Consider the following 22,367-nt stretch of genomic DNA (forward strand, 5'->3'; position numbering starts at 1 on the left):
TGGTTCATCGTTCGACTTGCATGTGTTAAGCACGCCGCCAGCGTTCGTCCTGAGCCAGGATCAAACTCTCCGTGAATGTGTACCCGTAATCGGGTGCAAACCACGAGAGCGGAACAGTCAGGCGGAATAAGCCCGACCGTTCACAGCGTCCTCGCTGTGTTTGTTTCAAAGGAACCTCGCCCCAACCGAGATGGCCGGGAACGGGGTATCAACATATCTGGCGTTGATTTTTGGCACGCTGTTGAGTTCTCAAGGAACGGACGCTTCCTTTGTACTCACCCGAGTCACTCTCGGGCTTTCCTCCGGGCGCTTCCCTTCGGTCTTGCGTTTCCGACTCTATCAGATCGTTTTCCGGTCCGATTTCCTCGGTGCCTTCCAGGTTCTCGCTTTCGCGTTTCCCTTTCCGGCGATTCCGACTCTATCAGATCCTTTCGGGCCTGATTCCCAGTCAGCGGGAGTTGTCTTCGCGGCTGTTGGGCCGTTCCGACGTTCCAAACCTTAGCGGATCTGCTCGGCAGTTCCCAATCGGGACTGTCGAACCCAAATCGAATTGAATTCGGGCGCGCCGAATTCACCCCGGTTGGGAGATCGTGCTGATTGGTTTGGGTGCCGCTTTAGCGGCTGAGGTGCTGTCGCAGAACCGTTACGGCTCCGCGGCAACCCGAAGAACTCTACGGATCGCGGGGTGGACTGTCAAGCCTCCCCAGGGTGACTCGCGGCCAAACCTTGGGCGCCCCTCAAGCGTACGGCTTCAGTCCAGGTCGGTGAGCCGGCCGCCGGCGTCCGGCTGGGCGTGCTCGACGCGGCGGAGTAGACGGGTCAGGACCTCGCCCAGGACGGTGCGTTCCAGGGGGGAGAGGTCCTGGAGGAGGTCCTCCTCGAAGACCGAGGCGAGGCGCATGGCCTCCAGCCACTTCTCGCGGCCCTCGGGGGTGAGCTCGACGATGACGCGTACGCGGTTGGTCTCGTCGCGCTCCCTCGTCACCAGGCCCTCGGCGACCATGCGGTCGATGCGGTGGGTCATGGCGGCCGGGGTGAGGCCGAGCCGCTTGGCGAGCTCGCTCGGGCCCATGCGGTACGGGGCGCCGGAGAGGACAAGTGCCTTGAGGACCTCCCACTCGGCGTTGCTGATGCCGAGCGCCGAAGTCTGGCGGCCGTAGGCGACGTTCATGCGGCGGTTCAGGCGGGAGAGCGCCGAGACGATCTTCTCGACCTGGGGGTCCAGGTCCTGGAACTCGCGCTGATAGGCGGCGATCTGCTCTTCGAGGGTCGGCTCGGTGCTGCCGGAGGTGCTCGGGGTGTCGCCCATGGGCGCAGTATGGCACGCCATCGCTTGGCGTCGAAGTCCTTCGACGTGTACTGTTTAGGTTCTAAGTTTTAGCTTCGAAGTCTTCAGTGCTAACGCTTGAGCGTTCCAGCGGGCGGCTTCCTCTACCTAGGCAGGTGAACGTGACCAGGGGGATGGGCGCAGCGATGCGCCGGATTCACGTGGGCAACGCGCTCGGCGCGTTCGGACTCGGCTTCACGGTCCCGTATCTGTACGTCTATGTGGCGCAGGTGCGGGATCTCGGTGCGATGACGGCGGGGCTCGTGCTCGCGGTGTTCGCTGTGGCCGCGTTGGTGGTGCTGCCGTTCGCCGGGCGGGCCATAGTCCGGCGTGGTCCGCTTCCGGTGCTGCTCGCCGCCCTGGTCACCGCTGCCGTCGGGTCGCTGAGCCTCGGGCTGGCCGCCGGCGCGACGTCCGTTCTGTTGTCCGCGGCGGCGCTCGGGGCCGGGCAGGCCGTGATGCAGCCGGCGCTCGCGACGATGATCGTGGACTGTTCGCGTGCGGAGACGCGGTCGCGGGACTTCGCGACGCAGTTCTTTCTGCAGAACCTCGGGCTCGGGGTCGGTGGGCTGATAGGCGGGCATCTCGTCGATGCCACGCGCGCGGGGTCCTTCACGCTGCTGTTCTCCATACAGGCGGCGATGTTCCTGCTGCTCGTCGGTGTGATGGCGACCGTGCGGATGCCTCGGGCGCCGAAGCTCGAGGGTGTGCCGGCGGGGGTGACGGCGAAGGGGAGCTGGAAGCAGCTGCTCGGCAACCAGGCCATGGTGCGGCTGTGTGTGCTGGGGTTCGTGCTGTTCTTCGCCTGCTACGGGCAGTTCGAGTCGGGGCTCAGCGCGTACGGGGTCGAGGCGGCCGGGATATCGACGTCCGCGCTCGGGACGGCGCTGGCGGCCAACACCGCGGTGATCGTGGTCGCGCAGTTCGCCGTGCTGCGGTTCGTCGCGCGCCGGAGGCGGTCGCGGGTGATCGCGGCCGTGGGGCTGATCTGGGCCCTGGCCTGGGGCGTGGCGGGCTTCGCGGGGTTGGGTCACGGCAGTCAGGAGATGGCCGTGGCCGCGTTCGTCTCGACGTACGCGCTGTTCGGGCTGGGTGAGGCGATGCTGTCGCCGACCGTCGCTCCGCTGGTCGCGGATCTCGCGCCGACCGGGATGGCGGGGCAGTACAACTCCGCCTTCGCGCTGGTGAAGCAGCTCGCGTTGGCCGTCGGTCCGGCGGTGGGCGGGCCGATGGGTGCCTCGCTGCACGCGCCGTACATCGTGGCGTTCCTGCTGTGTTCGCTCGGCATCAGCGTGCTGGCGCTGCGGCTCGGGCGGCATCTCACGGACGTGCAGGACCAGCCGTCGCTCGCGCGGAGCCGAGTGGTGGCCGAGGGTGGAGCCGCCTCGGAGCCGGTGGTGGCGCGGGCTTGATGCGCCGGCCCCTGGGGGCGTCGAGGGGGACGCCCCTCACGTCGCTCGGGCCTCGGTCACGCGGAGCTTGTGTGCGGAGAGGACGGCGGCGAGGAGTGCCGCGGCATAGGTCGCCGCGGCGAGTACGCCCAGTTGCCACCACGGGACGCTCAGGACGAAGCCGGAGATCTGGGAGGCGAGGACCACGCTGGGGAGCATGGCGATCACCAGGCCGAGCAGGGTGCTCACCGCGATGAGGACGGCGTGCTGGCAGAGCAGCACCTGGCGTGCCCAGCGCGGGGGGATGCCGACGGCGATCAGCCGGGCGAGGTAGCGGCGCAGGATGCGGGTCTGGCTGCGGGTGGCGGCCAGTACGGCGGCGAGAGCGAGGAGCACCAGGCCCACGGCGGTGGCCAGGAGTGCCGCCGGGGGTACGGGGTCGTCGGGTTCCACGTGGATCAGGACGGCTCCGGCGTCCATGCCGGCGTTGACGACGGCCTGTTGCAGGGCTCGGGCCTCGGTGTCGGGGACGCCGGTGACCATGATCGGTCCGTGGGTCTGGATCGGCAGGTCGAGCGAGTCCGCCGTGGCGCGGAGCATGATGCCGTCGGAGCCGGTCCGCCACTCGGCCGGGGAGACGTCGACGGGGGCCTCGGGCAGTTCGGCGGTGCTGCCGAGGACCTTGTCGCCCCGGCGGACGACGAGACGGGTGTGCGCGTTCGGGCCGGTGGGGGCGTCGGAGGCGTGCGCCCAGACCAGCAGGCCGCCGTCGCGCAGTACGGAGGTCTGGGTGGAGTCGAGTCGGCTGCCGATCAGCCGTTCGACGTCGGTGGGGGTGTCCGCGGTGAGCAGACTGCCGTCGTTGCCTTCGCGGCTGGCCATCCGGGGGTTGTCGGCGTCGCCGTCCATCAGGTAGCGCGGCTCCGTGCGGGGCAGGCCGTCCAGGGCGTTCGAGGCGTCGACCGCGCGGAGCAGTGCCTCGCCGGGCGGGAAGGTGTCGCTCTCGTGGCCGGCCAGCAGGACCTGGCCGGGAAGCACCGCGGGGTACGACTGTTTCTCGGCCGTGCGGATGAGGGTGTCCAGGAGGGTGACGTAGCCCAGCGAGGCTCCGAACAGGACGGTGAGGACGGCCAGGGCGGCGCAGGCCCTGGAGCGGTCGGCGGCGAGCTGGCGGCGGACCAGGCGTCGGCGGGGCCCGCCCTCCGGCAGGAGTCTGAGCACCCCGGAGAACACCTCGGGGATGATCAGCAGTACGGCGGCGATCAGGATGCCGGTGAGGATCATGGCCTGGGCGGGCGAGTCGACCCAGGTGGCGTACACCACGGTGGCGCACCAGGCGGCGACGGCCAGCAGGTGACGGGCGTCGCGGGCCCGGCGGCCGGACGGGCGGTCGGTGCCCTGGGCGCTGTCGTCCTCGCCGTGCGGACGGGCGGGTTCGTCGCGCCGGGTGCGGGCGAGGACCGCTCCGGCGACCAGGCCGGTCGCGAGGACCACGGCGAGCAGTCGCAGGGCGGGCGAGGCGAGGTCGTCGAGCGGGCCTGCCGGGTGGTCGAGCAGGTGGGAGATCAGCAGGCGGGCGCCGATCCCGACCACGACTCCGGCCACGGCTCCGCAGACGGCCGCGGCCAGTGACCAGGCCAGCGCGGCCAGGGCGGGGGCGACCGCCGCCGTCGTACGGGCGACGCCCACGGAGGTCAGGGAGGCCGTGGTGCGTCGGAAGCGGCGGCCGTTCAGGCCGAAGACCAGCAGGACGGCCGCCGCGGGCACCAGGAGCGAGGGGACGGTGTAGCCGGCCGGGGTCTTCTCGATCCAGGTCTTCTGTGGGCGGGCCACGACCTGGTCCCTGGTGACCAGGGTGGCGGCCACGGCGTTCTGGCCGTCCTGGCGGATCGCGTCGGCTTCCGGGCTGTCGGTCCGGCCCTCGGCCCAGGTGCGGGCCGCGGCGGTGAACGCGTCGACGACCGCCTGCTCCCGGTCCCCCGCCCACAGCACGTCCATCTGGGCGGTCAGCACGGGGAATCCCTTGCTGAGGGCGGGGTCGAGTCCGGCCCAGGTGCCCGGTCCGAGCAGCAGGTTGGTGGTGCCGGCGGCCCGGTCGTCGACGGTGGCGACGACCTTGAGCCGGACGTCGCCCAGCACCGTGAGGGTCTCCCCCACCGGGGTCCGCACGTCGCCCGGCTCGGTGACGGCCACCTCGCCCGGCCGGCTCGGCCACTTGCCCGACAGCAGTTCGTACCGCTCGGGGTACGGCCGGGAGGTCCAGTCGCTCTCCAGTGCCGTCACATTGCGGGCCGGTGTGGTGTTCAGCTGGACGTCGGTCGCGCTGAGCACGACCTCGGGGTGCGTGGCCCCGGCGTCGCGCACGCGGGACCGGAGGTCGGCGAGGAACGTGTCGTCGCCCGGCGACAGGGACACCCCGCTGCCGTAACCGACTTTGGCGCCGAAGCGGCCCAGTTCGTTGTCGGCGACCTGTTCGCCCGACAGGGACAGCGTCCGCAGGGTGACGAACATGCCCATCACCAGCAGCGCGGCGACGAACACGATCGCCACCGACCTGGCCAGCGCCCGTGAGCGGGCCAGCCGCCGGGCGATCCGGGAGGTCAGGCGGGCCCGGTCGGCGAACGTCATACGGCCGTACGGCGTGCGGCCGTGAGCCGTACGGTCGTCAGCCGTGCCCTCGTCGGCCGGGCGGTCTTCTGTCGGGCGGTCTTCTGTCGGGCGGTCGTGGGTCATGCGGCGCCGTGCCCCCGGGTGGTCTGCGTGGTGGTCACGAGCGGGATTCCAGGCGGCCGTCGACGACCTCGTAGACCGTGTCGGCGAAGTCGCGACAGCGCGGGTCGTGCGAGCAGATCACGGCCAGTACGCCGTCGTCGCACAGTTTCCGGAACAGCTCGAACAGTTCGCGTGTGGTCGTTGAGTCCAGGGCGCCGGTCGGCTCGTCCGCGAGCAGGACCGAGCGCTGTCCGGTGAGCGCTCGCGCGACGCCCACCCGCTGCCGCTGTCCGCCGGACATCTGCCACGGCAGGCGGTCCTCCAGCCCGGCCAGGCCGACGCGGGCCAGTTCGGCCAGCGCCTGCTCACGGGCTTCGGCGACCGGGAAGCCACATGCCTCCAGGGGCAGCGCGACGTTCTCCACCGCGCTGAACTCCTCGATCAGGTTGTGCTCCTGGAACACCACACCGACGGTGCGCAGCCGGAGATCCGCGCGCCGCGCCTCGTCGGCCGTGCTCACGTCGACGCCGCCGACCCGGATCTCGCCGGAGTCGGCGAGGTCCAGGCCGGCGAGCAGATTCAGCAGGGTCGACTTGCCGGAGCCGCTGGCACCGTAGATGCACACGAACTCCCCCGCCCGGGCGGTGAAGTCCACGTCCCGCGCGGCCCATACGGTCTCGGCCGCGGAGTGGTAGGCCTTGCACACTCCGCTCGTCCGGACGAGCGGTGCGCCAGCGGCTGTCGTCAACTCAGCACCCGTTCCTTGTACGCCACGAGGTGATCTCGTCGCTGTTCCAGGGGGCGACGTTGTCGTCGGTGTCGTTCCTGTGCATGTCCTGCTTGTCGCCGGAGCCGTTGGAGTGCTCCGCCATGCAACCGGTGTGGCTGGCGGAGCGGTTGGCCCACGAGTCCATCTCGTCGTTGCGGTCGCCGCTGAGGTTCGTCCACGTGGTGGAGCCGTGGGTGCGCTCGCCGATCAGCCACCGGAAGTCGTTGTTGCCCCACATGCACATGTTGTTGGTGTTGCACTCGCTCAGGGCCGCGTTGGCCACGCCCCCGGTGGTGAGCAGGCTCGCCCCCACGAACATGGTCGCCGCTATGGCTGTCTTGATTCTCATGGTTTTCGTTCCCCCATCGTGTGCGGTCTGTTCGATTCACCACCCTGGGGCACCACCCGTCACCGCTGTACCCCACTCTCGGGGGAGGCCTGATCACCTTCCACCCGGCAGGGGAGTTGACATCGGTGCGAGGTCGTCCTAGGGGCCGTAACCGCTTGACCGACCCATCCCCAAGTGTGAAGCTGCACGCGGTTGTTGAAGCCTTAAGAACGCGTTCTTGACCACAGCGCGTCTTTCGTGTCGAACCAGCCTGACCTGACGGGGGAACAGATGTTTCGTGTCGCGTTGGTGGCTCCCATGCTCTCCGCACGCATCGCGGTCCGCACGGTATTGGAGGAAGTACAGCAGTTCACTCTCGTCGCCGAAGGGGCTCCCGGCACTCTGGCCGACATCGTGCGCTGGTCCCGGCCCGACGTCGTGGTGATCAGCCACGCGGCGGAGAGCGAGGCCCTGCACACCCTTCTGCGGCTCGACGGACCCGCGGGGGTCGTCCTCTGCGAGCAGCTCACCGGCCACGGCACGCGCCAGCTGCTCCGGCACGGCGCGACGGGCATCCTGCGCCGGGGCACCGCCTCCCGGCATCTGTCCTGGGCGGTGGCCGCCGTCGCCCAGGGCGGTCTCGCGTTGGACCCCTGTCTGACGGAGGCCATGAAGAGCGCCTACGCCAGGCCCGCCCCACCGGGCCGGGGCCATGCCCCGGCCGAGGAACTGGTGTCCGCGCTCACCCCGCGCGAGCGGGAGATCCTCGCGCTCGTCGGCGAGGGACTGCCCAACCGGGAGATCGCCGACAGCCTCAACCTGAGCCCCGACACCGTCAAGGACCATCTGCGGCGCATCTACACCAAACTCGGCGTCGAGACCCGCCTCCACGCGGCCCGGGTCGCCTGGCACGCGGGGGTCGGCACCACCCGCCGGCCGGATCTGCAGGTGCCCGAGTCCGTGTGAGGGCCCCCGGCCGGGGTGGCGCCCCGCCGCTCAGGTCGTCCGTGGCAGGGCGAACTCGCACCACACGGCCTTGCCGCCGCCCGGGGCCCGGCGGCACCCCCAGTTGGAGGCGATCGTGGCGACGATGGCGATGCCTCGGCCGGACTCGTCGGCGGGATCGGCCCGGCGGCGCCGGGGCAGATGGTCGTTGCCGTCGGTGACCTCGACGATGAGGCGGCGGTCGGTGCGGCGCAGGCGCAGCCGCATGGGCGGGGTGCCGTGCTGCAGGGAGTTGGCGACGAGTTCGCTGGCCGCCAGGACGCCCAGGTCGTGGAGTTCCGTGGGGAAGCGCCAGCTGGTCAGGACGCCGGAGGCGAAGGCCCGGGCCCGGGGGGCCGCTTCCACGCCGCCGAGGAGTTCCAGGGCGGCGTTGCGGAAGAGCTCGCTGTCGGGGCCGGTGCGGGCGGGGTGCTGGAGGACGAGGACGGCCACGTCGTCGTCGTGGTCGGCGGTGACGCCTGTGGAGCGGACCAGGCGGTCGCACACGACCTGGGGGGTGCCCGTCGCGCCGGCCAGGGCGCGCTCCAGCGACGCGATGCCCTCGTCCAGGTCCTCGTCGCGGCGCTCCACGAGGCCGTCCGTGTAGAAGACGGCCGTGGAGCCGGGGCCGAGGGGGATCGAGCCGGAGGAGTGGGTCCAGCCGCCGGTGCCGAGCGGGGGGCCGGTCGGTTCGTCGGCGCGCAGGACGGTGCCGCTCTCGTCGCGCACGAGGATGGGGAGGTGGCCGGCGGAGGCGTAGACCAGGCGGCCCTCGTTGGGGTCGTGGACGGCGTAGACGCAGGTGGCGATCTGGTTGGGGTCGATCTCCGTGGCGAGGCCGTCGAGGAGTTGCAGGACCTCGTGCGGGGGGAGGTCGAGGCGGGCGTAGGCGCGGACGGCCGTACGGAGTTGGCCCATGACGGCGGCGGCGCGGACGCCTCGGCCCATGACGTCGCCGATGACGAGGGCGGTGCGGCCGCCGCCGAGGGTGATGACGTCGTACCAGTCGCCGCCGACGGCGGTCTCGGTGCCGCCGGGGTGGTAGACGGCGGCGATGCGCAGGTCGTCGGGCTGTTCCAGCTCCTGCGGGAGGAGGGAGCGCTGGAGGGTGACGGCGGTCTCGCGCTGGCGGCGTTCGCTGGCGCGCAGGCGTTCGGCGGCCTCGGCGTGGTCGGTGACGTCGGCCGCGAAGATCAGCACGCCGCCGTCGCTCGGCCCGTCGCCGCTCGGTACGTCGACGGGGGTGCAGGTGATCGTGTAGCTGCGGCCGCTGGGGGCCTTGCGGGACTTGACCGTGCGGGGTCTGGAGCTGCGCAGGACCTGGTCCAGGAGCGGCAGGAGGCCGAGGGCGTCCAGCTCGGGCAGGGCCTCGCGGGCGGGTTCGCCGAGCGGGCGGACGCCGAAGGCGGCGGCATAGGCGTCGTTGACGTAGGCCGTGCGATGGTCGGGGCCGTGCACGAGGGCGACGAGGGCCGGGATGCGGTCGAGGATCTCGCGGGTGGGGAGGTCGTCGACGGCGGGCACGGTCGGGGTGTCGTCCGGGGGGTCGTCGGTCTGCCGTTCGGCGCGGGCGGCGGGCACGGAGCCGTCCCCCCGCCGGTCCGGGGTGACCGTGTGTTCGGTCCGCGCTGCGGCGCGGCGCTGCGTACCGGGGAGCCGGGCGCTCCAGCGCGTGAAGTTCACCGAATCCTTGCCTCGTGCCTCGTGTTGTTGTCTGTGGCCGGCTCCGGATCCTGCCGGTGGCCCGGAGGGTTGCCCCGGGGTGCGGCGGTGGGGGACGCCTGGTCGTGGGTGCCGAAGGGGTGCCGGCGGATGTCGAGCGGGTACGGAATGGGGTGGTTCCTACGGGCTTGGTGGGTGCTGTGTGGGCAAGGCGGTGGCCTCGCCCGAGATCATGGATCACATCGCGGACCAGTCTGGCCGACCGGACCGACATCCGTCAGACGTCGGCCTGAACGGTGGAGTTCCTGGATCCGGTCAGGACGACCCCTTCGGGTCCTCAGGAGGCTTTCCACCGGCCGCGAGTTCGAACTCCGCACGGGGATGTTCGAGTGAACCGAGCGAGACGATCTCCCGTTTGAAGAGCCCGGAGAGGGTCCACTCGGCGAGGACGCGGGCCTTGCGGTTGAAGGTCGGCACCCTGCTCAGGTGGTAGACGCGGTGCATGAACCAGGCCGGGTAGCCCTTCAGTTTCCGCCCGTAGACATGCGCGACGCCCTTGTGCAGGCCCAGGGAGGCGACCGAGCCGACGTATTTGTGCGAGTACGTCTGCAGGGGCTCGCCGCGTAGGGAGCGGGCGATGTTGTCGCCGAGCGCGCGGGCCTGGCGTACGGCGTGCTGGGCGTTGGGGGCGGTCTCCTTGCCGGGTTCGGCGGTGACGTCGGGGACGGCGGCCGCGTCACCGGCGGCCCACGCGTGCGAGACGCCCTCCACGGACAGCTCGGCGGTGCACTTCAGCCGGCCGCGCTCGTTCAGCGGGAGGTCGGTGGCGGCGAGGACCGGGTGCGGTTTCACCCCGGCCGTCCACACGACCGTACGGGTGGGGAAGCGGGCGCCGTCGCTGAGGACGGCGACACGGTCGGCGCACGACTCGAGGCGGGTGTGCAGCCGTACGTCGATGTTGCGGCGGCGCAGCTCGGTGACCGTGTAGCGGCCCATCTCCTCGCCGACCTCCGGGAGGATGCGGTCGGAGGCCTCCACGAGGATCCACTTCATGTCCTCGGGCTTGACGTTGTGGTAGTACCGCGCGGTGTAGCGGGCCATGTCCTCCAGCTCGCCGAGCGCCTCCACGCCCGCGTAGCCGCCGCCCACGAAGACGAAGGTCAGGGCGGCGTCGCGGATCGCGGGGTCGCGGGTGGAGGAGGCGATGTCCATCTGTTCGATGACGTGGTTGCGCAGGCCGATGGCCTCTTCGACGGTCTTGAAGCCGATGCCGTGGTCCGCGAGCCCGGGGATGGGCAGGGTGCGCGAGATCGAGCCGGGGGCGAGGACGAGCTCGTCGTACGTCAGCTGCTCCGCGGCCGAGCCCTCCTCCTCGGTGGCGAGGGTGGTGAGCGTCGCGACGCGTTTGGCGTGGTTGATCGCGGTGGCCTCGCCGATGACGACCTTGCACTGGTCCAGGACGCGGCGCAGCGGCACGACGACATGGCGGGGCGAGATGGAGCCCGCGGCCGCCTCCGGAAGGAAGGGTTGATACGTCATATAAGGGTCGGGGGACACGACGACGATCTCGACGTCGCCACGTCCGAGTTCCGGTTTCAGCTGTCGCTGCAGGCGCAGTGCTGTGTACAGCCCGACGTATCCGCCGCCGACGATGAGGATGCGCATCGGTTCCTTCACCATCCCATGACGCACCTTGCTCGTTGGTTTGTCCACAGGCCCGGCAATTTGTGTGACCGGTCTCCACAGGGGCGCGGGGTTGGCCGATTTACCGGCGCATGCGGCAGGTGCGCAGGTCAGATGGTGTGAGCGGGGTGGCAGGAGGGGGCGCAAACCGGACGTAAACCGCCCGTACTCCGATCGAGGGGCGCTCCGTGCGGAACGTGCCCCTTCTGAATTGACTCCCTCTCAACTATGTTCGTGTGTCGACGGGGTGTAGGGGGGATGCGTTCAAGAGGTTCGGTGGGGTCCGGGATCCGGGTTGGTTGGATCTTCGGGTTCGGGTTCGGGTGGTCCGCGACGGGCGGGTCGGCTCGGGGTCGGCTCTCCGACGAAGGGAATCGGGGACCGCCGAGGACCTTGGACGCTCGTTCCGCCGCTCCGGCTTCCGATGACGGGGAGAGTCTCCGGGGGGAGACGTCATTACCGGGGGAACACGTATGCATATTCAGGAGTCTCATTGGTCGTCCGCGTCCACCATCGCACCCAGCGGTGCGATCGGCGCGGCGGGCGGCAACGGACGCGGTGACGGAGTGCGGTCGACTCCGCTCCGCGTGGACGCACAGCGCAACCTCGAGCACGTGCTGCGCGCGGCGCGCGAGGTCTTCGGCGAGCTGGGGTACGGCGCGCCGATGGAGGACGTGGCCCGCCGCGCGCGGGTCGGTGTCGGCACGGTGTACCGGCGCTTCCCGAGCAAGGACGTCCTGGTCCGGCGGATAGCCGAGGAGGAGACGTCCCGGCTCACCGAACAGGCCAGGGTGGCGCTCGGGCAGGAGGAGGACCCGTGGCAGGCGCTGTCGCGGTTCCTGCGGACGTCGGTGGCGTCGGGTGCCGGGCGGTTGCTGCCGCCGCAGGTGCTGCGGGTCGGGGTCGCCGAGGACTCGGTCGGCGCCGGCGGCGTCGGCAAGGCCGGCGGGGTCGGCGGGATCGTCGTGGACGAGGCGCGGGTGCCGCAGCAGCGGGTTCAGCCGACGGGCGAGTTGCGGTTGGTGTCCGCCGATTCGGGAGCGGGTGGCTCCGTGGGTGCCGCCGGTTCCGGTGGTGGGCTGGACGATGCCGGGGCTTCGGCGCTGCTCGAGGTCGTGGGGCAGCTGGTGGAGCGGGCTCGTGCGGCGGGTGAGCTGCGGGAGGATGTGACCGTGGCGGATGTGCTGCTCGTGATCGCCACGGGGGCGCCCGCGTTGCCGGACGCGGCGCAGCAGGCTGCCGCGTCTGCTCGGTTGCTGGACATTCTGTTGGAGGGGTTGCGGTCTCGGCCGGCGTGATGGATGTCGGGTGAGGTTTCGCCTCGGGGGCGGTGTGGGGTGTTTTTTCGCCCCCGCCGCCCCTACCCGTCCCATCCCCCAGGGGCGCTTCCCAGGGGCGCTGCCCCTTCGGCCCCGCCAGGGCTTCTGGGGGCTGTCGTGAGTTCGTATGTGCGGGAGCCTTGGGGCTTGTCGCGCAGTTCCCCGCGCCCCTGTCGGGGCTGGCGGGGCTGTCGGCCTCACACTCCCGCCACCCGGATGAGTGAACGTCCGTACTGAGGTCCGGGAAGTCCGCTCGGACGAGTGGTGTGCCGTGCTGCTGAGGGCTGAAGAAAAGCCAATATGGCACTCTGCCTTGGTGTTCGGGACTGGGTCGGCTGGTGGCGGGGGCTTCCGCGATGGGTGTTGACGAGCGGGACAAGTCGCTGGGTGAGGGTGGGGGGTCTCCGAATGCGGAGGCACGGCATCAGGTGCCCGGCCAAGGGGGGCGCCGGGTTCCGGCGCAGCGGGCTCGGTTCGACTCGGGGGTGCTGCCGCCTCCCCGGACGCCCTCCGACGCCGACCTCATCGAGTGGATGCGGTCGGGGGACGACTCGGGCGACGACTCGGCGTACGAGGAGCTGTACCGGCGGCACGCGGAGGCCGTACGCCGGTATGCGCGGACCTGTTGCCGGGACGCCCATACGGCCGATGATCTGACCGCCGAGGTCTTCGCCCGGATGCTGCTGGCCGTACGGGGCGGGTCCGGGCCCGAGCACGCGGTACGGGCGTATCTGCTCACTTCGGTGCGGCGGGTCGCCGCCACCTGGACGAACTCCGCCAAGCAGGAGCACCTGGTCGACGACTTCGCGGTGTTCGCGGCGCAGGCCTCACGCCGGGCCGAGGTGTCGGACACCGACGCACTCGACCTCGGGGCCGATGTGCGGGCGATGCACGAGGCCGAGCAGTCGATGGCGATGCAGGCCTTCCGGTCGCTGCCGGAGCGGTGGCAGGCCGTGCTGTGGCACACCGAGGTCGAGGACGAGTCGCCGAGCGAGGTCGCCACGCTCTTCGGGCTCGACGCCAACGGGACCCGGGTGCTGGCCAGCCGGGCGCGGGAGGGGCTCAAGCAGGCGTATCTGCAGGCCCATGTGAGCACCACACTCGCGGGGAACTCGGCGGAGTGCGGGCGGTACGCCGACCGGCTCGGCGCGTACGCCCGGGGCAGTCTGCGGACGCGGGCCGAGCGGGGCCTGCTCGTGCATCTGGAGGAGTGCGCGGCGTGCCGGCTGGCCGCCGGGCAGATCAAGGAAGTCGCGAGCGGTATCCCCGCTGTCGTACCGCTCGCGGTCATCGGGTGGTTCGGTGCGGCCGGGTACGCGAAGGTGGCCGCCCTGGTCGCCGGTGGCGCGGGAGCCGGGGCGGCCGGCGCCGCGGGTGCGGCGGGCGCGGCGAGTGGCGGTTCCGGTGGTGCGGGCGCGGGCGGCGGGGCCGCCGCGGAGGGGCTCGGCGCGCCGGCCAAGGCCGGTATCGCGGTGAGCGTGGCCGGGATGGTCGCCGCCGCGGTGGCCCTCGCGCTCGCGGGCGACGACGTGGAGCCCAAGGAGCCGGTGGCCAGGCCACCCGCCTCGCAGCCCGTCGAGGCCCCGAAGCCGGAGCCCTCACACCCGCCAGAGGAGGAGGCCGCGCCGGGCGCGCCGGCGATGGTGGTGCCGGCGTCCGCCCCGCTGCCCGCGCCGACGCCGACCCCCACACCCTCGCCGTCGCGGTCGGTGACGCCGACTCCTCCCGCCAAATCGGCCCCTCCGCCTACGCCCACACCGACTCCCACGCCGACCGGGCCGACGCCCCCTCCCCCTCCTCCGTCCCCGGCCGTCTACCGGTGGAGCGAGCTGCGGTACGGCGTCCTCGGCGACGGCACCGAGCCCGCGATGCGGCTCGGGGAGAGCGGTTGGGCCTGGCAGCGATACGGGATGTCGATCGGCGGGAAGCGGTACGCCCACGGCGTGACGGTGCACGGCCACTCCTCCGTCACCGTCGACCTCAACCGCCGCTGCGCCTCGTACGAGGCTCTCGTCGGCCTCGACGACCTGACGCACGGCCTCGGCAAGGTCTACTTCTCCGTCTACGGCGACGGGGTGCGGCTGTGGAAGTCCGGGCTGGTGCGGGGTGGGGACCCGGCGGTTCCGGTCCATGTGGATCTCAGCGGGCGGGAGACCGTACGGCTGGTCGTCGAGCCGCACGGCCACCATGACCTGGCGGTGTTGGCGGACTGGGCGGAGTCGGGGTTCACCTGCGAGTGAGGGCGGGCGGATAAAAGGTCAGCTCATGGATTCAGGGCCCTCTCCGATGGCTTTCAGGGCCCTTTTCCGATGGCCTTCAAGGCCTTTGACAGGTCGGACAGGGCGTCGGTCGGGGTGTAGGCCGTGCCGACCGTGTGCTCGGCCTCGTAGCGGGTGGGGCCCAGGGCGGCGAGGGCGGCGGCCTCGGCGCGTTCGGCGCCGTGCTCGTCGGGGAGCGGGAGCGGGCGGGGGTGGTCGCCGCGCCAGCTGTTCCCGGCGGCGAGGAGGCGTACCGCGCACGGGTGGTCGCCGAGGCCGGACAGTACGGTCGCGGCGCTGTCGGCCATGGCCGCCGTGACCGTCTCCGCGCAGCGGTTGTCCACGGCGGTGCGGAGAGCGTCGGTCAGTCTGCGCAGGCCCGGTTCCGGGCCCGACTCGGCGGTCGTGAGGAGGCCGTCGACCAGGTCGAGGAAGGCCTTGAACTGGGGCGGAGGCGTTCCCCGGCGGGTCTCCTCTCGGGCCAGTCGCCACAGATCACGGGCGTGCGCGGTCTCGCCGTCGACCAGCGCCATATGGGCGCGCAGGAGGCAGACGAAGGCCCGGGAGTCCGGCGCGCCGAAACGGTCGGCCGCGGCCGTCGCCTCGTCCAGCGCGGCCAGGGCGGACTCGCGGTCGCCCAGGCGGTAGGCGATCTCGCCGAGGCGGGCGATCAGGAACGGTGACTCGGTGTTCGCGCCGACCTCGCGGGCGAGGCGCAGCGCCTCCTCGTACTCCGCCCTGGCCTTCGTGAAACGGCCACGGGCCATCGCCGCCTCGCCGGCCGCGCTGTGGACCTGTGCGCGTATCCAGCGGTCGCCGACGCGGTCGGCGATCGCGCGCAGTTCGGCGAGGTCGTCCTCCACGCCGTGCTGGTTGCCGGAGGAGTCGACGAGCATGTGGGTGCGGAGCATCAGGGTGAAGCCGAGTTCCCAGTCGCCGCCGTGCTCGCGGGAGTTGGCGACCGCCTCGTCCATCAGCGCACGGATGTCGACCTCGGCGGCACCGTCCAGGACGTACGCGGTCAGGGGCCAGACCAGCCCGGGGAAGCGGGCGGCGGCCGGGCCGGTGTGGCCGGACTCCTCCCTCAGACGCGCCACGTACTCGCGGGCCCTCGGGTCGTGCGGTACGCCGATGGGGCCCGACTCCGCGACCAGGGCGAGCTGGAGGAGACGGAGGGCGATGCGGTGGGGGTGGCGGGGGTGCTGGGCGTGGTGGGGGTTCTGGGAGGGGGCGGGAGCCGCGAGGAACGCGGCGATGTGGTCGGCCGCGAGGGTGCTCGGGGGAGGTCCGTTGCCGTCCAGGGTGGTGGTCAGGGTGAGGATGCGGTCCACCCAGTGGGCGCCCTCGTGGCGGAAGTTGCGGAGCCACCAGAACCAGCCCATGGACAGGGCGAGGGCGGTGGCGGCGGGTTCGTCGGCGGCGGTGAGGGCGCGGTGGAGGGCGGCCCGGATGTTGTCGAGGTCGGTCTCCAGGCGGTGGATCCAGGGGAGTTGGCCGGCGGAGCGGAGTCGGGGGTCGGCCTCGGACAGGAGGGCCTGGATCCAGGTGCGGTGGCGGAGTTCGGCCGTGGCGCGGAGCTCCGGGGTCTCGGTGGCGCGTTCCGTGGCGTACTCGTGGATCGTCTCCAGCATGCGGTAGCGCATGACGCGGACGTCGTGCTCGTACGGCGTCGCGATGATCAGGGACTTGTCGACGAGGGCGCCGAGGACGTCGGCCGTGGGGCCTCCCGTGCAGACCGCCTCCGCCGCCTCCAGGTCCCAGCCGCCGGCGAAGACCGACACCTCGCGGAGAACCGTGCGCTCGCGCTCGTCCAGCAGGTCCCAGGACCAGTCGACCACGGCGCGCAGGGTCTGCTGGCGGGGCAGGGCCGTACGGCTGCCGGAGGTCAGGAGGCGGAAACGGTCGTCGAGGCGGTCGGCGATCTGGCGCGGGGTGAGCAGGCGGAGCCGGGCGGCGGCCAGTTCGATGGCCAGCGGGAGGCCGTCGAGGCGCCGGCAGATCTCGTCCACGGCGTCGGGGTCGGCGCGGAGCACGGTGTCCGCGCCGGGGCGCACGGAGGCGGCGCGCTCCGCGAGGAGGCGGTGCGCGGGGGCCGGGAGGAGGGGCTCCACCGGGCGTACGGACTCGCCGGGTACGCCCAGGGGTTCGCGGCTGGTGGCGAGGATCGTGAGGCCGGGGCAGTGGGTGAGCAGGGTCTCGGCCAGCTCGGCGGCCGCGTCGATCACGTGTTCGCAGTTGTCGAGGATCAGGAGCAGGTCTCTGTGGGCGCAGTGCTCCACGAGGAGGGTCAGGGGGTCGTCGTGCGGGGGTGACGGTTCGTGGGGTTGGCGTAGGTCCTGGGGGTGCCGCAGGTCGTGGGGGATCAGTGCGGTTTCGCGCAGGCCCAGGGCGCTGATCACCGCGCCCGGTACCGCCTCCGGGCGGTCCAGCGGGGCGAGTTCGGCCAGCCATGCCTCCGGGTGGCCGGTGGCGGCCTCCTCGGCCAGGCGGGTCTTTCCGCTGCCGCCCGGGCCGGTGAGGGTGACCAGGCGGGCCCCGCGCAGGCCGGAGCGGATCGCGTCGAGGTCGGCTTCCCGGCCGACGAAGGAGGTCAGGCGGGGGCGGAGGTTTCCGGCTCGGGGGCGGGTGGGGGTGGAGGTGGGTACGGGTGCGGTGGTCGCGACGGGCGCGTTCGGGGTGAGGAGGGTCTGGTGGAGGGTGCGTAGTTCGTGGCCCGGGTCGGTGCCCAGGGTGTCGCGCAGGGTTCGGCGTACGTCCTCGTAGGCCGTCAGGGCCTCCGCCGTGCGACCCGTCGCGTGCAGGGCGCGGATGAGGAGGGCGTGCAGGGGTTCGTCGTGGGGGTGGGCCTCGGTCAGTTCGCGGAGTTCCGGTACGACGTCGGGGGCGCGGCCGAGTCGCAGGTCCGCCTCGATGCGGGTGCGGAGGGCCTCCGTGCGCAGGGCCTCCGGGCGGGTGGCGGCGGTGCGGTCGGGGAGGTCGGCGAGGGCGGGGCCGCGCCAGAGGGTGAGGGCCTCGCGGAGGGTGGTGGCGGCGGTGGCGGGGTCGTGGTGGGCCAGGGCGGTCCTGGCGTCGTGGACCAGGCGTTCGAAGGTGAAGAGGTCCACGGCGGTGGGGGTGGTGACGAGGCGGTAGCCGCCGGGTTCCGAGGTGATCGTGTGTTTGCCGAGGGCTCGGCGTAGGCGGCCGATGAGGGCCTGGAGGGCGGCGGGGGCGTCTGTGGGTGGGGTGTCCGGCCAGATCTCGGTGATCAGGGTGAGGGTGGGGACGGGGTGGTCGGGGCGTAGGGCCAGGGCGGTGAGGAGGGCGCGTACGCGGGGGCCGGGGAGGGGGATGGGGGTGCCGTCGTCGTTCGCCGCCTCGGTTGTTCCCAGGATCGTGTACCGCACCGGGTCATTCTTGCCTCTTGGCTGGGGCGGGCGGGGGTTTTCTCGCCCCCGCCGTCCCTAACCGGCGCATGCCCAGGGGCGCTGCCCCGTCGACCCCGTATTCGGGGGACTGCCGCCCCGGACCCCCGCTGGGGGATGAGAGGGGCGCTGGGGTGGGTCCCGTACGTGGCGGTTCGTCGTGGCTTGTCGCGCGGTTCCCCGCGCCCCTCTCGGGTCATCCCCGTCTGGCCGTTGCCCCCGCTCCCAGGGCGCCCCGCTGGGGGGTGATGCCGGCTGGGACCGCTCGTTGGCGGGCCGGGGTGCCTGTCCAGCAGGTGCCTCGGCGGGAGAGCAGGCGGCGTAGCCACAGTTCCAGGGAGACGAGGTCGGCGAGGCCGTCCAGGGGGAGGGGTTCGCCTTCTGCTGCCGCTCGGAGGGCTTTGCGGACCACTCTCGCTTCCACCAGGCCCGCCTGGGCCAGCAGGGGCGTGTCGAAGAGGGTGATCAGGGTGTCGGCGGCCACGCGGAGGCCGGTGCGGGCGGCGGCGGTGGAGGTCGCGTGGGAGGGGGCGCCCCAGCCGGGCGGGAGGTCGGTGACGCCGGCGCCCTCCAGGACCGTACGGAGGATGGCGGCGCGGGCGCCCGGCTGGACGCGGAGGGCCTCGGGGAGGGCGCGGCAGGCGCGGACGACCTGGTTGTCCAGGAACGGGGTGTGGAGGCGCTGGGAGCGGATCTCCGCCGCCTGTTCGAGGATGCGCAGGTCCGCCGCGTGGCGGGCCAGGGCTGCGCGGGCGCGGAAGTCGCCGGGGCGCTGGCCGGGGCCGACGGAGGGGCGGCCCGTCGTCGCACCCAGGCGAATCGATACTTCTGCCAGGGCCTCGCCCGTCAGCCAGCGGGCGGCGGGGCCCGGTCTGGCCCAGGTGAGCGCCGCCAGGGAGGCTCCCACCGCGCCTCCGGGTTCCTCGAAGCGGCGTTGCATGAGGCGGTCGGCGAGGACTTCGACGCCGGACCGGTACGAGGTGCGGGCCAGTCTGCGCGCGGCGCCGTACACGCGCGCGGGGACCATCACCGAGCCGTCGGCCTTGGCGAGGGCGGCGACCGGGCGGACCAGGTGGCGGCGTTTGCGGTCCATGAGGAGGTCGGCGAGGCGGGCGGGGTGGGCGTCCAGGACCTGGCGGGCGCCGTAGCCGGTGAAGTGGTCGGCGCTGCCGGAGGCCAGGCGGGCGCGGTGGCGGGCGGCCATGACGAGGGAGGGGCCCGGTTCGTCGGTCAGGGGGCCTTCGAGGTCCGCGTACGGGAGGACCTCCTCGCCGCCCGTGACGACGACGTGGTGGAGGCGGGGGTTGGCGGCCAGCGTGCCCGCGCGTTCCAGTTCGGCTTCGCGGCCGGAGGTGGCCAGGTCATTGAAGGTGACGGCGAGGAGACGCTCGCCGGCGCCCGTGCCGTGGCCGAGGACGGTGCCGGGGGCGCCGGGCAGGCCGGCGGCGAGCAGGGCCAGGGTGCCGGAGGCCGGGCCGCCGGAGAGGTCGGCGCCGATGCCGGGGACGGGCATGCCCCGGGCGGCGCGGCGCTCGGCCGGGCCCATGCCGGGGACCGGGCCGGGGTCGACGTCGGGGACGTGCCGGGGGGCGGACAGGCGCGCCCGTACGGCTTCGACGAGGGCGTCGCGGACGGCGTCCACCGCGCTGGCCGGGTCGGCCGAGGGGGCGGCGACGGCGAGGGACGCGACCGGCTCGTAGCCCGCGATCTCGCGCGCACCGGCGCGCAGGATCAGTGCGTGCCCCGGGGGGATGCGGCGCACGCCGTCGTACGGGGTGGAGTCGTGGAGGGCGTCCGGCACGTCGGGGGCGGCGAGGAGGGCCGCCAGGTGCCCGAAGTCGAGGTTGGCCTCGATGAGGTCGGCGAGGGGGAGCGCGGCGGTCGCGTAGGCCGTGCCGCCCGCCCAGGGGGTGTAGAAGACGGGGCGCGCGCCCGCGAGGTCGCCGCAGACGGTCACCCGGCGGCCGACCTGGACGACGGCGGTGTAACTGCCGGGCCAGGCGGTCAGATGGCGCAGGGCGCCGCCCCGGGCGGCGAACAGGCCCACGCGCAGCTGCTCGTCGGAGGCGCCGCAGATGCCGAGGACGGCGATCTTCGTCTGGGCGTCGGCCTGGACGACGCGGACCTCGTCGGGGCGCCAGTCGCCGACGGCCCACAGCGGGTCGGGGTCGCCCCACAGGAGGTGGGAGCCGACCGGGTGCACGGTCTCGCCGTCGGGTCCGGTGGCGCTGGCGGAGCCGAAGACGGGTGCGCCAGCGGCGGTACTGCTCCATCCCACCAACCACCGCATCGACGCCTCCACAGGCTGTGGACAACCAGTGCACCGTACGAACGGCTCCCATGCTGCCACGAAGGAGGCTTGTCGGAGGGCGTGTGGCGTGGCTGCACACCGGTAAGTGCGCCCCTGGGGAGCCTTGAGCGCTCCCCCGTCGCACCCTCGAGTCGCCCCCAAGTAGCCCTGGAAGAAGGGTGGTCGACAAAGGTGGACCCCGGGTCTACGACGTGAATGCGCCCCCGGTACGCTCCCCCAAAACACCTAACGCGCCCTCAAGAGACGTGGTCGGAGCGGTATTCACCCTCGACGACCACCGTCGATTTTCGGCCAAATCGGCCCTGAAGGGCGGAGTTGGCCCGCCCTCCGTACCGCCCCCGATGGCAACTCAGTGTCAACGCACAGTCCGGGAGGCGGAGTTCGCCTCCCGGACCGGTCCGCCGCCCGCGGGGATGTAGGCGGCGGTGTCCCCCAGCCCACTGGATCCAGTACAGCGGGCCGACCCACGCACGACCATGGAACCGCTCCCCCGGTGGCCGGAGAAGAGCGCACGGACAGGCGCACGGCCACACAGCGGGAGCACGTGACAACACTCCGTACTCTGTCCGTACTTTCGTACGGACCACAATCCCGCCATCCGGATTTGGGCCCCTTAACGCTTGGGATGCGGCGAACTACGCTGGGTTTACGAATGCCGCGTGCCTATGCCGCCGCGGCAGCCGTCTGTTCGAGGGGTGGCGCAATGTCCAGGGAGCAACGCGGGCCGAACGAAAAGCTCGGCGCCGTTCTCGCCCTCGCGGGAATCAGCAACGCAGGACTCGCGCGACGCGTCAACGATCTTGGCGCTCAACGCGGGTTGACACTTCGCTACGACAAGACCTCGGTGGCGCGGTGGGTCTCCAAGGGCATGGTCCCCCAGGGCGCCGCGCCGCATCTCATCGCGGCCGCGATCGGCCAGAAACTCGGCCGCCCGGTGCCGCTCCACGAGATCGGCCTGGCGGACGCGGATCCCGCCCCCGAAGTGGGCCTCGCCTTCCCCCGTGACGTCGGCCAGGCGGTGCGCGCGGCGACGGAGCTGTACCGCCTCGACCTCGCCGGCCGCCGCGCCGGCTCGGGCGGCATCTGGCAGTCCCTCGCCGGATCGTTCGCGGTGAGCGCCTACGCGACGCCCGCCTCACGCTGGCTGATAACCCCGGCCGACAGTTCGGTGGCGCGCGAGGCGGGCTCCGCGGAGGGCTCCGGGTCGCCGCTGAAAGTCGGCCACAGCGATGTGCGGAAGTTGCGGGAGGCCGCCGAGGACGCCAGGCGCTGGGACTCCAAGTACGGAGGCGGCGACTGGCGTTCGTCCATGGTGCCGGAGTGCCTGCGGGTCGAGGCGGCGCCGCTGCTGCTCGGCTCGTACTCCGACGAGGTGGGCCGCGCGTTGTTCGGAGCCTCCGCGGAACTCACCCGCCTCGCCGGCTGGATGGCCTTCGACACGGGCCAGCAGGAGGCCGCGCAGCGGTACTACATCCAGGCGCTGCGGCTCGCGCGCGCCGCGGCCGACGTGCCGCTGGGCGGGTACGTGCTCGCCACGATGTCCCTGCAGGCGACCTACCGCGGCTTCGGCGACGAGGGCGTCGATCTCGCGCAGGCCGCGCTCGAACGCAACCGAGGGCTGGCCACGGCGCGCACGATGAGCTTCTTCCGGCTCGTCGAGGCGAGGGCGCACGCGCGCGCGGGCGACGCGGTGGCCGCCGGGGCGGCCCTCAAGGCCGCGGAGGGGTGGCTGGAGAGGGCCCGGGACGGCGACAACGACCCGACCTGGCTCGGCTTCTACGGCTACGACCGGTTCGCCGCGGACGCGGCCGAGTGCTACCGCGACCTCAAGGCGCCGCGGCAGGTGCGCCGCTTCACCGAGCAGGCGCTGTCGCGGCCGACGGAGGAGTTCGTACGCTCGCACGGGCTGCGGCTCGTCGTGTCGGCGGTCGCGGAGCTGGAGTCCGGCAACCTCGATGCGGCGTGCGAGCAGGGGGTGCGGGCGGTGGAGGTCGCGGGGCGCATTTCGTCGGCCCGCACCACCGAGTATGTGAAGGATCTGCTGCATCGGCTGGAGCCGTACGGGGATGAGCCGCGGGTGATCGAGCTGAGGGAGAGGGCGCGGCCCTTGTTGATGACGCCTGCGTAAGCGCTCCGCTTGGCCCCGGGCCACTACCCGGCTGTCGGGTTTTGTGTGGTTCTGGGACTGCGGGTGCGTCATGGCTGCTCGCGCGGTTCCC

At 72.4% G+C, this 22,367-nt stretch carries 13 protein-coding genes and 1 rRNA gene; 5 read left to right on the plus strand and 9 right to left on the minus strand.

Going from position 1 to position 22,367, the window contains the following annotated elements; genetic code table 11:
* Both ACWD26_RS04100 and ACWD26_RS04105 read right to left on the minus strand, forming a co-directional pair.
* Positions 1–76, minus strand: a 16S ribosomal RNA gene (locus ACWD26_RS04100); the annotation flags it as partial.
* 675 nt (positions 77–751) lie between these two features.
* Entirely contained in the window at positions 752–1,309 is a 558-nt protein-coding gene (locus ACWD26_RS04105) for a MarR family winged helix-turn-helix transcriptional regulator (RefSeq protein WP_451266007.1), read from the minus strand.
* Positions 1,310–1,461: 152 nt separating this feature from the next.
* On the opposite strand from ACWD26_RS04105, the gene ACWD26_RS04110 reads away from it, so the two are divergent.
* A complete protein-coding gene (locus ACWD26_RS04110) occupies positions 1,462–2,739 on the plus strand; it encodes an MFS transporter (RefSeq protein WP_451266622.1) in 1,278 nt (425 codons plus the stop codon).
* Positions 2,740–2,775: 36 nt separating this feature from the next.
* Here ACWD26_RS04110 and ACWD26_RS04115 read toward each other — a convergent pair whose 3' ends face one another.
* From ACWD26_RS04115 to ACWD26_RS04125, 3 genes are read right to left on the minus strand one after another with little or no spacing between them, the layout of a single operon-like run.
* Complete coding sequence (locus ACWD26_RS04115; protein ID WP_451266009.1) at positions 2,776–5,451, minus strand: hypothetical protein; 2,676 nt, start codon at positions 5,449–5,451, stop codon at positions 2,776–2,778.
* A gap of 34 nt (positions 5,452–5,485) precedes the next feature.
* Positions 5,486–6,178, minus strand: a complete 693-nt coding sequence (locus ACWD26_RS04120; RefSeq protein ID WP_451266011.1) for an ABC transporter ATP-binding protein — start codon at positions 6,176–6,178, stop codon at positions 5,486–5,488.
* 1 nt (position 6,179) lies between these two features.
* Positions 6,180–6,548, minus strand: coding sequence for a hypothetical protein (locus tag ACWD26_RS04125; protein WP_451266013.1), 369 nt, complete (start codon positions 6,546–6,548; stop codon positions 6,180–6,182).
* A 297-nt stretch (positions 6,549–6,845) separates the two neighbouring features.
* Between ACWD26_RS04125 and ACWD26_RS04130 the strand changes: the two genes are divergently transcribed.
* Positions 6,846–7,493: a LuxR C-terminal-related transcriptional regulator gene (locus tag ACWD26_RS04130; protein WP_451266015.1), complete on the plus strand. Its 648-nt coding sequence runs from the start codon at positions 6,846–6,848 to the stop codon at positions 7,491–7,493.
* A 30-nt stretch (positions 7,494–7,523) separates the two neighbouring features.
* On the opposite strand, the gene ACWD26_RS04135 is transcribed toward ACWD26_RS04130, so the two are convergent.
* Positions 7,524–9,194 carry an ATP-binding SpoIIE family protein phosphatase gene (locus ACWD26_RS04135; protein ID WP_451266017.1) on the minus strand — a complete coding sequence of 557 codons (1,671 nt, stop codon included), beginning with the start codon at positions 9,192–9,194 and terminating at the stop codon, positions 7,524–7,526.
* Positions 9,195–9,488: 294 nt separating this feature from the next.
* Positions 9,489–10,853: an NAD(P)/FAD-dependent oxidoreductase gene (locus tag ACWD26_RS04140; RefSeq protein ID WP_451266019.1), complete on the minus strand. Its 1,365-nt coding sequence runs from the start codon at positions 10,851–10,853 to the stop codon at positions 9,489–9,491.
* A gap of 476 nt (positions 10,854–11,329) precedes the next feature.
* Between ACWD26_RS04140 and ACWD26_RS04145 the strand changes: the two genes are divergently transcribed.
* Positions 11,330–12,154, plus strand: a complete 825-nt coding sequence (locus ACWD26_RS04145; RefSeq protein WP_451266021.1) for a TetR/AcrR family transcriptional regulator — start codon at positions 11,330–11,332, stop codon at positions 12,152–12,154.
* Between the two features lie 377 nt (positions 12,155–12,531).
* Positions 12,532–14,415, plus strand: a complete 1,884-nt coding sequence (locus ACWD26_RS04150) for a sigma-70 family RNA polymerase sigma factor (protein ID WP_451266023.1) — start codon at positions 12,532–12,534, stop codon at positions 14,413–14,415.
* A 53-nt stretch (positions 14,416–14,468) separates the two neighbouring features.
* Here ACWD26_RS04150 and ACWD26_RS04155 read toward each other — a convergent pair whose 3' ends face one another.
* Both ACWD26_RS04155 and ACWD26_RS04160 read right to left on the minus strand, forming a co-directional pair.
* Positions 14,469–17,819: a BTAD domain-containing putative transcriptional regulator gene (locus tag ACWD26_RS04155; RefSeq protein ID WP_451266025.1), complete on the minus strand. Its 3,351-nt coding sequence runs from the start codon at positions 17,817–17,819 to the stop codon at positions 14,469–14,471.
* Between the two features lie 214 nt (positions 17,820–18,033).
* The gene (locus tag ACWD26_RS04160) at positions 18,034–20,127 is read right to left on the minus strand and encodes an asparagine synthase-related protein (RefSeq protein WP_451266027.1); all 2,094 of its coding nucleotides are present in this window, start codon (positions 20,125–20,127) and stop codon (positions 18,034–18,036) included.
* Positions 20,128–20,851: 724 nt separating this feature from the next.
* On the opposite strand from ACWD26_RS04160, the gene ACWD26_RS04165 reads away from it, so the two are divergent.
* Positions 20,852–22,276: an MFS transporter gene (locus tag ACWD26_RS04165; protein WP_451266029.1), complete on the plus strand. Its 1,425-nt coding sequence runs from the start codon at positions 20,852–20,854 to the stop codon at positions 22,274–22,276.
* Positions 22,277–22,367 lie beyond the last annotated feature (91 nt).

The sequence above is a fragment of the Streptomyces sp. NPDC002787 genome (genome assembly GCF_053592095.1).

Bases quoted from the DNA above. Each gene is read 5' to 3' on its own strand.
- ACWD26_RS04115 (WP_451266009.1), bottom strand. From the start codon at position 5,451: ATGACCCACGACCGCCCGACAGAAGACCGCCCGACAGAAGACCGCCCG.
- ACWD26_RS04160 (WP_451266027.1), bottom strand. From the start codon at position 20,127: ATGCGGTGGTTGGTGGGATGGAGCAGTACCGCCGCTGGCGCACCCGTC.
- ACWD26_RS04150 (WP_451266023.1), top strand. From the start codon at position 12,532: ATGGGTGTTGACGAGCGGGACAAGTCGCTGGGTGAGGGTGGGGGGTCT.
- ACWD26_RS04125 (WP_451266013.1), bottom strand. From the start codon at position 6,548: ATGAGAATCAAGACAGCCATAGCGGCGACCATGTTCGTGGGGGCGAGC.
- ACWD26_RS04110 (WP_451266622.1), top strand. From the start codon at position 1,462: ATGGGCGCAGCGATGCGCCGGATTCACGTGGGCAACGCGCTCGGCGCG.
- ACWD26_RS04140 (WP_451266019.1), bottom strand. From the start codon at position 10,853: ATGGTGAAGGAACCGATGCGCATCCTCATCGTCGGCGGCGGATACGTC.
- ACWD26_RS04165 (WP_451266029.1), top strand. From the start codon at position 20,852: ATGTCCAGGGAGCAACGCGGGCCGAACGAAAAGCTCGGCGCCGTTCTC.
- ACWD26_RS04130 (WP_451266015.1), top strand. From the start codon at position 6,846: ATGCTCTCCGCACGCATCGCGGTCCGCACGGTATTGGAGGAAGTACAG.
- ACWD26_RS04105 (WP_451266007.1), bottom strand. From the start codon at position 1,309: ATGGGCGACACCCCGAGCACCTCCGGCAGCACCGAGCCGACCCTCGAA.
- ACWD26_RS04145 (WP_451266021.1), top strand. From the start codon at position 11,330: ATGCATATTCAGGAGTCTCATTGGTCGTCCGCGTCCACCATCGCACCC.